Source organism: Microcella putealis, assembly GCF_004216575.1.
Lineage (GTDB): Bacteria > Actinomycetota > Actinomycetes > Actinomycetales > Microbacteriaceae > Microcella > Microcella putealis.
This window is the reverse complement of the sequence record NZ_SGWW01000001.1, coordinates 298,821-310,719: the sequence shown is the minus strand read 5'-3', so window position 1 is coordinate 310,719 and position 11,899 is coordinate 298,821. Positions and strand designations below refer to the sequence as shown.

The 11,899-nt window shown below is 70.6% G+C and carries 10 protein-coding genes; 7 read left to right on the top strand and 3 right to left on the bottom strand.

Going from position 1 to position 11,899, the window contains the following annotated elements; all coding sequences use genetic code 11:
• The first annotated feature begins 10 nt into the window (after nucleotides 1-10).
• The 4 genes from EV141_RS01555 to EV141_RS01540 all read left to right on the top strand — a co-directional run bounded on the left by EV141_RS01555 (nucleotide 11) and on the right by EV141_RS01540 (nucleotide 2,947).
• Complete coding sequence (locus EV141_RS01555; RefSeq protein ID WP_130484214.1) at nucleotides 11-940, top strand: J domain-containing protein; 930 nt, start codon at nucleotides 11-13, stop codon at nucleotides 938-940.
• Between the two features lie 187 nt (nucleotides 941-1,127).
• The gene (locus EV141_RS01550; RefSeq protein WP_130484213.1) at nucleotides 1,128-2,057 is read left to right on the top strand and encodes a hypothetical protein; all 930 of its coding nucleotides are present in this window, start codon (nucleotides 1,128-1,130) and stop codon (nucleotides 2,055-2,057) included.
• 87 nt (nucleotides 2,058-2,144) lie between these two features.
• On the top strand, nucleotides 2,145-2,588 hold the full coding sequence (locus EV141_RS01545; protein WP_130484212.1) for a hypothetical protein: 444 nt from the start codon (nucleotides 2,145-2,147) through the stop codon (nucleotides 2,586-2,588).
• Complete coding sequence (locus tag EV141_RS01540; protein ID WP_130484211.1) at nucleotides 2,588-2,947, top strand: hypothetical protein; 360 nt, start codon at nucleotides 2,588-2,590, stop codon at nucleotides 2,945-2,947. Before EV141_RS01545 ends, EV141_RS01540 begins: the two co-directional genes overlap by 1 nt.
• Nucleotides 2,948-3,034: 87 nt before the next feature.
• On the opposite strand, the gene EV141_RS01535 is transcribed toward EV141_RS01540, so the two are convergent.
• Both EV141_RS01535 and EV141_RS01530 read right to left on the bottom strand, forming a co-directional pair.
• Nucleotides 3,035-4,210 (bottom strand): DUF4190 domain-containing protein, encoded by a 1,176-nt coding sequence (locus EV141_RS01535; RefSeq protein WP_130484210.1) that lies wholly within the window; start codon nucleotides 4,208-4,210, stop codon nucleotides 3,035-3,037.
• Between the two features lie 22 nt (nucleotides 4,211-4,232).
• The gene (locus EV141_RS01530; RefSeq protein WP_198675485.1) at nucleotides 4,233-5,138 is read right to left on the bottom strand and encodes a DUF429 domain-containing protein; all 906 of its coding nucleotides are present in this window, start codon (nucleotides 5,136-5,138) and stop codon (nucleotides 4,233-4,235) included.
• Between the two features lie 141 nt (nucleotides 5,139-5,279).
• Here EV141_RS01530 and EV141_RS01525 point away from each other — a divergent pair, with 141 nt between their 5' ends.
• Nucleotides 5,280-6,044 (top strand): DarT ssDNA thymidine ADP-ribosyltransferase family protein, encoded by a 765-nt coding sequence (locus EV141_RS01525; RefSeq protein ID WP_130484208.1) that lies wholly within the window; start codon nucleotides 5,280-5,282, stop codon nucleotides 6,042-6,044.
• On the opposite strand, the gene EV141_RS01520 is transcribed toward EV141_RS01525, so the two are convergent.
• Complete coding sequence (locus EV141_RS01520; RefSeq protein ID WP_130484207.1) at nucleotides 6,041-7,042, bottom strand: carbohydrate kinase family protein; 1,002 nt, start codon at nucleotides 7,040-7,042, stop codon at nucleotides 6,041-6,043. The two genes, EV141_RS01525 and EV141_RS01520, sit on opposite strands and share 4 nt — an antisense overlap.
• Nucleotides 7,043-7,333: 291 nt before the next feature.
• Between EV141_RS01520 and EV141_RS01515 the strand changes: the two genes are divergently transcribed.
• Together EV141_RS01515 and EV141_RS01510 are read left to right on the top strand one after the other, a co-directional pair.
• The gene (locus EV141_RS01515; RefSeq protein WP_130484206.1) at nucleotides 7,334-11,002 is read left to right on the top strand and encodes a TM0106 family RecB-like putative nuclease; all 3,669 of its coding nucleotides are present in this window, start codon (nucleotides 7,334-7,336) and stop codon (nucleotides 11,000-11,002) included.
• 46 nt (nucleotides 11,003-11,048) lie between these two features.
• A complete protein-coding gene (locus EV141_RS01510; RefSeq protein ID WP_130484205.1) occupies nucleotides 11,049-11,858 on the top strand; it encodes an esterase/lipase family protein in 810 nt (269 codons plus the stop codon).
• Nucleotides 11,859-11,899: the final 41 nt, after the last annotated feature.

Genomic DNA, 11,899 nt, shown 5'->3' with positions numbered 1-11,899 from the left:
TTTTCCCGCCATGGCAGACTCACCCCTCGCGTCGAACCCGTACGAGGTCCTCGGCGTCGCGCCGACTGCGAGCGATGACGAGCTGAAGAAGGCGTACCGCCGGCGGCTGCGCGAGGCGCACCCCGACACGGGCGGCTCGAGCGCCGAGTTCGACCGCGTGCAGCAGGCATGGCAGCGCATCGGAACGCCGTCGGCCCGCGCGGCCTACGACACCGGCAGCGACAGTGGCAGTGGGGGCGGCGCCGCGTGGGCGCACTCGGCCGGAGGCGGCGCGCGTTCTCGCGGCGACAGCCGTCCGAGTGCGACGAGCCATGGGCATCCGGGCGGATACTTTCGCGAGCGCTACCTCGACGTCATGCGCGAGTGGGTGGGGCGCGGCGTCGAGATTCCCGACCCGTACGACGCGCAGCTCGTGCGCAGCGCGCCGCGCGAGATTCGGCACCTCTTGGCCGCCGCCGTCGCCGAGGAGAAGACCGCGGGAGCCCTGTTCAGCCTCGGCATCGGCTTCACCCTCTGGCACGACGTGCTCGCGGGCTCAGGCCCGCTCGACAAGATCGACCACATCGTGCTCGGGCCGACCGGGCTCTGGGCGGTCCTGAGCGAAGACTGGGGTGCGCCGGTGAAGGTCAAGCGCGGCGAACTCATCGGCGAGGGCCTCGAGCCGGGGGAGCGGCCTCTGCACGACCTGTCGGTGCGGGCAAAGGTCATCGCCCGGGCGGCGAAGGTGCGTTTCTCGGCGCTTGTCGTCGTCGTTGACGACGAGCACGCGCCCGCGTCGCTCACCGAGCTGAAATCGATCCGCGGAGCGCAGGGGATGCTCGTCGAGCGTTCGCGCCTCGTCAACCTGATTCGCTCGGGGCTGCCCGGCGTCGGGGTGGGCGGCACCGACCTCTTCGAGGTGCGCACCCGCATTCAGCAGGCCGTCCGTTACGTGTACTGAGCCCGGGTGTCGCCCCCACTTTGCGGGGGTGGGGCGGGCGCCCCGACTGTGTCATGCTCTGCCCAGGCGATCACCCACCGCCAGCGATGCACCCGCATCGCTTTGATGTACCAACATGTGACGTACCCGCGTCTCGCTGGCGTGCCCGCGCCACGCCCGAACCCGACAGAACCCGATGGGAGCCTCCGTGCCCTCACTGTTTACCCGAAAGCACGAATCGATCCCGTCGCCGAGCTCGCCTCCTGCCGCCGACGCTGACATCGACCGTGACGGCACCGTCGTCGACGCGGTGACACCGAGCGTGTCAGGCGTAGCGTTGCGGCCGTTGCTCATCGACCAGGCGCCACCGGCGGGCGCGCGATTCGCCGGTGAGCCTGTTTTTCGCGTGGAGCATCCGTTGTGTGACCGCGATGGACGGCTTGAGTGGATTGTCGAGCGGCTCATCCTGTCGGGCTCGCCGTTCGCCGACACCGTTCATGTGCCGGCAAGCCTCGTGGGGGGAATGCCGGGGACGCGAACGCCGAAAACGGCGGGCGGCAGCAAGCGGATCACCTATGCAGCCTTTCGGGGCGTAATCGCTCGCATGCTGGCCGAATCGGCGGATGTCGAGGAGCGATGCCTTCCCGCTGAACTCGTCACCCAGGCCACGTTCGACTCGGCCCACACTCACGCGCGCGACAAGGTTGAGCGCGGGTGTGAGCTTCTTGCGACTCTGTTCCTCCACTACTGGAGGGGAGTCGCGTTTGCGTATCCCGACGCGTGGGCCGGTCAGCGCGAGCACGTGCTGTGGCTGCCCGCCGGGCTCGCCGCCTTCGCATCGCTCGGATCGATGGTGATTCGCGACCACATGGACGCCTACAACCTCCGTCAGCACTACTTCGACGAGACGCTCACGCGCATCGCGGCGCTGGTTCCCGTCACGCGCGAGGCGCTCGGTGACACGCCCCCGCACGCGATCACCGAGGTGCTGACCGCGCGCTTCCTGGCGGCACGCACGACCGTTGTCGCCGCGCGGGGTCGCACCGCGATACCCGGAACCATCGGCGGCATCGACTGGGGTTCGGGTTCCGCGCCGAGGTCGCCAGACGTCGACGGTTCCGGCCCCGGCGAGGGGTAGCGCACACAGCGTTCTGCCACCTGGCTGACAGCAACACGCGGGGTCACCTCCAGCCCACGCGCCGGTAACGCGCGCACCCTTTCGGGCATGGCATGGCTGACGAAGAAGCGGCCCGCACAGGGCCCTGCAGGCACCACGAGCGGCGACGACGCGTTCACGACCGATTGGTCAAGCGACGACCCGACCGGCGAAATCATGGTCGTGCACGAGCGCAGCGCCTCGGCATCGCCGCCGACCGCGCCCATTTCGGCGGGCCCCGTTCTTGATGGCGCCGTCAGCGCCACCGTCATCGAAAAGGTTGACGGTCTCATGCAGCAGGTGCAGTACGACCTCTCGATCGGTCACCACCTCGAAGCCGACCAGCTGCTACGGGAGCGCCTGAAGGCATCCCGCATCGAATTGACCGACGAGCAGATTGACGCCCTCGTCGAAGAACTCGCCCCCGTCGACTACGCGCGGCACGCGCGCGAGCGGCTCGAGGCGGAAGAAGCAGAGAAGGCGGCCGATGCCGTCGGAGAGGGGACGCGCTAATGGTGCTCGACCTATCGAACGAGGGGTTGCGCAGCGACCTGTACGCCAACCCCCACCGCGAGCGGGTGCTGGCCGTGTCGTCGCAAGACTCGCCCGTCATGAAGGGCTGGTCGGATGCTTCGGTGCGGCAGAAGGTCGCCGGCATCGTCGACCAGGTGCGCCTCGATCTCTCGCAGGGCCACCGCCACACGGCGGAAGAGCTGCTGCGCGAACGCTTCAAGGCCTCGAAGGTCGAGGTCGACGACGAGCGGGTGCTCGCGTTGGCCATGTCGCTGCGCGGCGTCGATCACGAGCTGACGCGCCGCGAAGAAGAGGCCCGCCGCGCTGCCGAAGAGGCAGGCGACGGGCCCGACGCGTAAGGCGCGTCTGATCGCGGCGGATGCGCGTGGTGCGTTTGCAGCGCGCGCTTTGCCTGTGCGTCTGTTGCGCCTGTGCGTCTGTTGCGCTTACTGCGCCTCGAACGCGAAGCCGGTGAGATCCCAGTAGCTGTAGATGATCCACGCCCCATCTGCGGCGCCCTCACTCGGGATGAGGACGGCCGTGTTGGCGGTGGTCGTCTCGCCGTCGCCGATGATGCCAACGTCGAATAGCGACGGTGCCGGGTCGACAACGTTCACGTCGAACTGCGACGAGAACCGGTCGGCGCTCGGCTGAAAACCAGCCTCAATGGCGTACCACGGGTCGAGTTCGCCGCCGCTGATGTTCGTGATGCTCAGCGTGAGCACGCCGTACTGGTAGCCGGCGGGAGGGGCCTCGTTCGAGTCGCTCGCGGCGGCGACCGCCGCGGAGCCGTCAAGTTCGACCGCCGACAGGGCCACCTCCCACAGGCCTTCGCCGCCGTCGGTGATGACCACGGTCTCGCCGATCGCCAGCGGTTCAGCCAGTGAGCCGGGGCCGGAGGTGGGGAGGGAGATGACGTCTTCCACGCTTCCCGGGCCGAGGTCGTCGCCCCCCGCGTCGCCGTCTCCGTCGCCGAAGATCGGATCGTCGGACTCGATCGTGGCGGGCGGGAAGCCGCTCGGCGGGAACGGCGTGCTCGAGTTGAGCACGGCCAGGAACCCCACCGTGTAGAGCGCGACGAAGATGCCCGACAGCAGCAGCGCGACGGCGTTGACGATGACGGCAGACAGTGGCAGCCCCTTGCCGCTCAGGTACTTGCGCAGCGCCACGATGCCGAGAATCAGGCCGACGATCGCCATGACCAGCGAGATGACGTTGACGAACGGAATCCAAAAACCCAGCAGGGCGAGAATGCCGACGATCAGGGCGGCGATCGCGAGACCGCGCCCGGGTGCAGGTGCCGATGCGGTGGCCGTGCCGGGTGGGACGTAGGCCGCGTACGGGTTCGGTGCGGCCGGTGCCGGCTCGCCGGCGGGGAAGTCGGGCGTCGAGCCCGCGGCCGGAGGTGCCGGCGGGGTGACGTCACCGGGCGGTGCGGGCGGCACGGCGGGTGCGGAGCCCTCCGGTGCTGCAGGCGGTGCCGGAGGAGCAGGCGTGGCGGGCGGAGCCGGCGGCGCGGGCGGTGTCGCTGCGGGCTCGGGCGGCACCGGGGGAGCGGGCGGCGTCGGCGGGTCAGTGGGGGTGTCGTCGCCGGGGGTGTTCGGGGGCTGCTGATCGGTCATGGGCTGAACGATATTGCATTCCTCAGTTTTCGCCGATCCCCCGATCGGGGTGGCGGACTGCTGGCGCGTCGCCGCGGAATTGGGCGCCTCGATAGGGCGCGACGATGGCGGCGACGCGACCGCGGGCATCCACGTCGATGGTGGCGGGGTCACGGGTGCCGAGCGACTGCGTGCGGGCGCTGCCATGGCGGTGCCAGAGGGCCGCCGTCCAGGCGCAGAGGGCGGCGTCGAGCAGGTCTTCGCGGTGCTTGCGGGCCGCCTCGCCACGCACGGGCGTCGGCGTGGTGGCGAGCTCGGCGGTGGCTGGGTGGCTCGCGAGATCGAGGGGTGGATCGGCGGCGCGCAGGTGCAGGGTGCGGTGGATGAGGTCGTCGGTGGCGGCGGCGCGGCGTTCGCGGGCCTCGGCGCCGGGAATCGTCGTGTTGAGGCGCTTGTACCGGGGGCGTTCGACGTCATAGCCGAACTCGGGGCAGCCGACGAGGGTCGTGTACGGGTAGCACTCGAAGGCGACCGCGCCGCCCGGTGCGACGGGCGCTGTGCCGTCGGTGTACGCGACCCCGCGCCGCTCGAGGAGCTCGAGCAGCACCTCGCCTGCCTTGCTGGCGAGCGCCTGGTTGCTGGCGTTCGCGCCGACCTTCCAGCGTCCGTACCCGCGCGCGACCTCGCGTTCGCACTCGCGCATGCCGCTCGCGTTCGGCACGATGAGGGGCGCGTCGATCGCGATGACGACGGTGCTGTTGGTTTCGCCCGTGCTCGGCCGGTACTCGGCGAGCACCGCCCCGACCCATTCGTCGACCGCTGCCGGCCCGCGCGCCCAGCCGGCGTCGAGGATGCGCCCGCTCGCGTCGAGCGCACACAGCCCGGTTTCGTTGGGCGGCTTCGTCGCGCCGAGACCCCACGCGAGGTCGATGCCGAGGGAAAGCGCCACGTTCAGAGCCTAGGCGCGTCTGCTGGGCACTCTGGCCCTCAGCACGCCGGGTGAGTGTTTTGCGCGGTCCGCCAACGCGCGGGCGTGGCGTAGCCTAGAAAGTCGGGCCACAAGCCCGGCGACGATGAGGGAGTAACGCGTATGGACGAGTGCATTCACGGCTTCGAACCGGGGATGTGCGCCAGCTGCTTCCCCGCGCCGGAGCCCGAGAAGAAGGCCGCCGCTCCGCGTCGCATGTCGAAGCCGGCGTCGCTGCGCTCGCCGCAACCCGACGCACAGGGGCGCACGCCCGCCGCGCGTTCGCTGAACCTGCCGCAGCGCATCTTCCACGTGACGCACGTCGACAACCTGGCGGGCATCCTGGGCGACGGCGCGATTAAGCCGTCGTCGGCCGCCGAGCCCGCGGTGAAGCTGGGTAGCGACATCACCGACGAACTGCGCAGCACCGCCCAGGCGACGGGCGACGCGGCCGTCGCCGACTGCGTCGCCTTCTCGCTCACCCCGCAGGCCACCTGGTGGGCCGAGGTGCAGTCGGGTGCGCTTGGCCCGACCTGGAGCGACCGCGCGCGCGAGGTGACCGTGACCGACTTCGTCGTGTTGGGCATCCCGGTTGCCTCGGTGATGGACCGCCTCGTCGTCACCGACGGTGACGCGGCGGCGATGGTCACGACCCTGTCGACTCCCGACACGGTGCGACGGATGCTCGCGCGCGCCGCAGGGGATCCGGCCGTACTCGAGGTGGCCGAGGCCCTTGTGCCCGGCGAGGTCGAGCTGGACACGGTCGCGCTTGTCGCCGTCGCGAACGAGAAGCGCCGCGCCGAGGTGCGCGCGCTGCTCGCAGAGGCGGGCGTCGGGGCGAAGGTGGTCGTCTACCCGCCGTGGTTCGTGCCCGCTGAACTGACCTAGGCGACGCGGGGAGCGCCCTCACGTTGCTCGAGCAGTTCGAGCGAGGTGGGCGGCTCGGCTCCGACGCGGCCGATCGTGAGTTCTGCGGTGCGCTGTGCCCAGCAGCCGATGCGGCGCAGGCTCGAGACGTCGAGCGCGGCGAGGTCATCGCGGTGCGCTTGGCGGCGCAGCCCGAGCACGTCGATGCCGCTGATCAGGCCGGCCATGTAGGCGTCTCCGGCACCGACCGTGTCGACGACGCTGACCGGGTTCGCCGGGATGTGCACGCGGTGATGCTCGGTCGCGAGGGTGACGCCGTTCTCGCCGTCGGTGATGGCGACGAGGGCGCTGCCTGACGCGAGCCAGCAGTCGATGGCCGCATTGCGCATCCGATCGACGATGGCGTCGTCAGGGCGGGCGTCGGCGAGCCCGTGCGTGGGGTGCAGGTACAGCAGGTCGTCGATGCTGGCCTTGACGATGTCTGCGAGGGCGGCGTGCCGGTCGACCCGTTCGCGAGCGTCGTCACGGTCGAGGTCGAGCCGTGGCCGGATGTTGGGGTCGTAGCTGACGAGCGCATTGGGCCGGAATTTGTCGATGAGGGCGTCGACGTGATCGGCTCCGGGCTGGATGCGCGTGGCGAGAGACCCGAAGTGCAGGAAGTCGGCGAGGCCGTTCTCTGGCATGTCGGAGTGCTCGAGGTTCCAGGTGATGTCGAATTGGTAGCTGGCGTCGCCGTGGGCGTTGAGGGTGGCGATGGCGACGCTCGTGCGCCCGGAGCGCAGCGGCGAGTAGACGTCGATGCCCTCCTTCACGAGGCGCAGCTCGATCTGGTCGGCGAGGTGGTCGCGGGCGAGGTCGGTGACGAAGGCGACGTCGACGCCCTGCCGTGCGAGGCCGATGGCGACGTTCATGGGGCTGCCGCCCGGGCGCTCGTTCTTCTGCTCGCCGTCGATGATGACGTCGATCAGTGATTCGCCAATGACGAGTGCGCGCAGGGCGCGCGTGGCCGGCGTGCTCATATCACCCCCCAGGTGTCGATCAACCTCTTTCGCTCTCTCTTCGGAGCGTCCCTCACAAGTGGATCGTTGCTTCAGAGTACGAGGTGAAAACTTTTCGCGCCTCCCCGAGTTTGGGGGGTGTGGTGCGTGGCGGGCCGGGTCGCGGCGCGAAACTTTTCTTGTTGCAGCATCAGGCGTCTTGGCGGTGCGAGGTACCTGACCTTCGGGAGTTTCTCCGGCGAGCGAGTGGCAATGGCTCGGGCGGAGACGGCCGTGAGTAACCGCGTCGGTGCTCGCCGATAGCGTGAGCGCATGTACCTGATCGATCGTGCCGACGGCTCGCGACTGCTCGTCACCTCCGCCAGCGACCTCAATGCCGCCGCCGAGTGCGAGTTCGGCTTCGGGCGCCGCGTCGACGCGCTGCTCGGTCGCATTGAGGCACTCGACGAAGAGCTGGATCTCATGAACCAGCGAACGATCGAGATGGGGCACGCGCACGAGGCGCGACTCATCGACGCCTTCCGTGCCGAGGGGTCACTCGTCGAAATCGACCGGCCCGCGCGCGGCATCGACGGGCTGCTCACCGCGCAGGGTGCGACGATCGACGCGCTGCATTCCCGCACCGACATGGTCGTGCAGGCCACCTTCTTCGACCCCACTCACGGGCCCGACGTCGCCCCCGGAATCGGCCTCGGCTTCGTCGGCTACGCCGACTTCCTGCAGCACCGCGGCGACGGCGTCTACCGCGTGCTCGACTCAAAGCTGGCGCGTCGCGCCAAAGTCACCGCCCTCATGCAGCTCGCGGCATACGCCGAACAGCTCGCGCGGCTGGGCATAGCCGTTGACGACGAAACCGCGCTGATCCTCGGAGACGGGCGGTACAGCATCCACCGCCTCGCCGACATTGCGCCGGTTCACCGCCGCCAACGCGAACGGATGCACGCCCTCCTGCGCGACCGCGCATCCGCCGGCAACGTGGTCGCCTGGCGCGCCCCCAGCCTCGCACACTGCGGAAAATGCGTGTGGTGCGCCGACGCCATCGCCGAGCACGACGACGTGTGGCGGACCTACGGGCTGCGGGGCGGGCAGTGGCAGAAACTCGCCGAAGCGGGCATCACGACCATGACCGACCTGGCGACACACGCCGGGGCGGTTGCCGGTATCCCGCAGCGCACGGTCGACGGGTTGCGGGCGCAGGCGGCCCTGCAGCTGCGGGCGGCAGCGGGCGACCCCGTGCCGCCCGTTGAACTCATCGACGCGAGGGCGCTCGACGCCCTGCCCGCGCCGAGCCCCGGAGACCTGTACTTCGACTTCGAGGGCGACCCGCTCTACACCGAAGACGGCACCGGCTGGTGGGGCATCGACTACCTCTTCGGCGTGACCGACCGCGACGACACCTTCACCCCGTACTGGGCGCACACCTTCGCCGACGAGCGGGCCGCCCTCATCGCATTCCTCGACGAGATCGAACGGCGCCTCGCCGCCCACCCCGAGCTGCACATCTACCACTACGCGCCCTACGAGCGCACCCACCTGCGCAGCCTCGCCGCCCGACACGGCGTCGGCGAAGTCGTCGTCGACCGGTTGCTGCGCGACGGCGTGCTCGTCGACCTCTACGCCGTCGTCAAGCGCGCCCTGCGGGTCGGCAGCACCAGCTACTCGATCAAGAAACTTGAACCGCTGTACTGGCCCGAATCGCGCCTCGGCGCCGCCGTGAGCGCGGGCGACGACTCCGTCGCCGAATACGTTCGGGCCCGCGAACTCCGCCTCGCGGGCGAGCACGCCGAGGCGCAGCAGATCCTTGATGCAATCGGCAAGTACAACGAGGTCGACTGCGTCAGCACGCGCAAGCTCGAAGAATGGTTGCGCGCGTACCCGCGCGGCGGGGGAGAGCGACCCCAGCGACCCGACGGCAGCGTCGATCAAGGGGGAGACGTCGACGCTGACCCTGACGCGGGGGCTGATCCCCAGCTCGACATCGACGGCGATGGAAACGACCGCGTCGTCGAGACATCGCCGCTGCACGACGAGCTCACCCGCCTCGCCGCGAACCCCGACGGCAGCGTCGCTCTCGAGCCCGACCGCACCGCCGAGCAGCGGCTCTACGCCTACGCGGCTGCCGCCATCGACTACCACCGCCGCGAACGCAAGACCTTCTGGTGGGCGCACTTCGATCGGCTCGCGAGCCCGCTGGATGAGTGGGCCGACACCCGCGACGTCTTCCTCGTCGACCCCGACCGCGGCGTGCAGCTCACCGAGTGGGGCAAGGCCGGCCGTCAGCGCACCCTGCGCCGGCAGCTGCGGCTCGGCGGCGAATGGGCGCCCGGCAGCAGGCCCGCACCCGGCGGCCGTGCCGGGCCATACGCCGCATACGAGCACCCCAGCCCGCTACCGCTCAACCCGCGCGACCCGCTCACACGGCCCGCCCGCCAGATCACGCTCGAGGCCGTGGGCGACGACCACATCGTGGTCACCGAAACGCTCGCCACCGACCCCCACACCGGCGAGCCCATCACCGAATACGACGCCCTACCCATCGCGCTAACCCCCGCCCCACCGCCCGAGGCTGGCAAGCAGGTCGATGCCATCCACGAGTGGGGAGCCGCGCTCGTCGCCGCCCACCCCGAGCTCCCGCGCAACGCCGTCGTCGACCTGCTGTTGCGCCGCTCACCGCGCGTGCGTGACAGCGCTCCCGGCGATCCCGGGGTCGTCGTCGAGGGCGGGCTCGCGCCCGTCGTCGACATCGACGGCGAACCCGACCGCATCACCGCCGTCACCCAGAGCCTGCTCCACCTCGATCGCAGCTACCTCGCCGTGCAGGGCCCGCCCGGCACGGGCAAGACCTACCTCGGCTCGCGCGTCATCGCCCGCCTCGTCGCCGAGGACGGCTGGCGCGTCGGCGTCGTCGCCCAAGGCCACGCCACCGTCGAACACGTGCTCGACGCTGTCGTCTCGGCTGGGCTCGACGGCCGCCAGGTTGCCAAGGCCCCCAAGAACGGCGCCGACCCCGCCCACTACGCCGAAGCGCGCTGGACAGTTCTCGGCAAAGCCGACCAACTCGCCCCCTGGGCGGCCACGAAGACCGAAGGGTACGTCATCGGCGGCACCGCGTGGGACTTCGCCAACCCCGCCCGAGTCGAACGCGACAGCCTCGACCTGCTCGTCGTCGACGAAGCCGGTCAATACTCCCTCGCAGCCACCATCGCCGCCAGCGTCAGCTCCCGAAACCTGCTGCTGCTCGGCGACCCGCAGCAGCTGCCCCAAGTCAGCCAGGGCACGCACCCCGAACCCATTGACGGCTCCGCGCTCGGCTACCTCACCGCCGGGCACGACGTGCTGCCCGCCGAATACGGCTACTTCCTCGCCGAAACGCGCCGCGTGCATCCCGCCCTCGCACGCCACGTCAGCGCGCTCTCATACGAGGGGCAACTGCACGCCCACCCGAGCGCCGCCACGCGCCACCTCGACGGTCTCGCCCCCGGCATCCACGCCCACGCCGTCGAACACCACGGAAACGCCACCGACTCGACCGAAGAGGCGGCGGCCGTCGTCGCACTCGTCGACGCAGTGGTCGGGCTCGGGTGGACCGACCCGACTGATCGTCGGGTCGCGCGGGGCGACGCCCCGCGCCCGCGCCCGCTCACCGCCGCCGACGTCATTGTCGTCACCCCCTATAACGGGCACGTGCAGACCGTGCGCGACGCCCTCGACGCTGCCGGCTACACCGCGACGCGCGTCGGAACCGTCGACAAGTTCCAGGGCCAAGAAGCCGTCATCGCGATCGTCAGCCTCGCCGCGTCCAGCGCCGTTGATGCGCCCCGCGGTCTCGACTTCCTGCTCAACCGCAACCGGCTCAACGTCGCCATCTCGCGCGCGCAGTGGGCCGCGCACATCGTGCACTCGCCCGCCATCGCCGACCACCTGCCGCACACCGCCGACGGGCTCGCCGAACTCAGCGCGTTCCTCCGACTCATCGACTGAGAGCGATCACCCGAACGCGCTCAGCCGACCGCGCTAGCGTGGACGGATGCCCGCCCGCAGCGACCGACCCTGCCGCCCGGGGCTGCCACGCGTCGTCGCGGGCATCGCCGCCGACTACGCCTACGTGCTTGGCCGCCGCCTCACCGCCACCGTGCACCGCCGCGCGCCGCTCCCCGGCGAAGGAACCCCGCCCGGCAGCCGCGGCCGCCCCGTCGTCATCCTCCCCGGCATCTTCGAAAGCTGGCACTACCTCGAACGCATCATCCGGGCGCTGGCCGCCGCCGGGCATCCTGTGCACGTCATCGGCGACATCGGCCTCAACGGCCGCCCCATCCCCGCCACCGCGAAGCTCGTCTACCAGTACCTCGTCGCGCACGGACTCACCGACGCGATCCTCGTCGCCCATTCAAAGGGCGGGCTTGTCGGCAAGCACGTCATGCTGCACGACGCGCGCATGACCCCCGACGCCGACCTCCCCGGCCGCCGCCGCGTCGGCCACCTCATCGCCGTCAACACCCCGTGGCGCGGCAGCGAACTCGCCCGCTACGGCCTCGGCGCGTGGCGCGAATTCGAACCCCGCCGCCCCGTCATCGGCCTGCTCGCCGCCGAAAACGCGGTGGATGCGCGCATCACCGCCATCGACAGCGCCATCGATCAGTACGTGCCCCGCGATTCTGCGCCCGCCGCAGCCACGCGCATCCCGCTGCCCCTCGTTGGGCACTTTCGGGTGCTCGCCCACCCGCAGGTCGTCGAGCTCATCGTCGCCCGCGTGCGCGAACTGGGCCGCACCGGCGGGGGAGTGCCGCGCCGCACCGCCGTCAGCTACCCGGGTGTAGGGATTCCTACAGCAGAGTAGGCAGCCCGAGCCGCGATCGCCGCCACCGGCGGAAACCACTC

What these genes read in the sequence shown, in the direction of transcription:
- EV141_RS01520 (WP_130484207.1), bottom strand. Translation starts at nt 7,042, where the DNA reads ATGAGCACGCCGGCCACGCGCGCCCTGCGCGCACTCGTCATTGGCGAA.
- EV141_RS01545 (WP_130484212.1), top strand. Translation starts at nt 2,145, where the DNA reads ATGGCATGGCTGACGAAGAAGCGGCCCGCACAGGGCCCTGCAGGCACC.
- EV141_RS01525 (WP_130484208.1), top strand. Translation starts at nt 5,280, where the DNA reads ATGGACGAGTGCATTCACGGCTTCGAACCGGGGATGTGCGCCAGCTGC.
- EV141_RS01555 (WP_130484214.1), top strand. Translation starts at nt 11, where the DNA reads ATGGCAGACTCACCCCTCGCGTCGAACCCGTACGAGGTCCTCGGCGTC.
- EV141_RS01510 (WP_130484205.1), top strand. Translation starts at nt 11,049, where the DNA reads ATGCCCGCCCGCAGCGACCGACCCTGCCGCCCGGGGCTGCCACGCGTC.
- EV141_RS01515 (WP_130484206.1), top strand. Translation starts at nt 7,334, where the DNA reads ATGTACCTGATCGATCGTGCCGACGGCTCGCGACTGCTCGTCACCTCC.
- EV141_RS01540 (WP_130484211.1), top strand. Translation starts at nt 2,588, where the DNA reads ATGGTGCTCGACCTATCGAACGAGGGGTTGCGCAGCGACCTGTACGCC.
- EV141_RS01535 (WP_130484210.1), bottom strand. Translation starts at nt 4,210, where the DNA reads ATGACCGATCAGCAGCCCCCGAACACCCCCGGCGACGACACCCCCACT.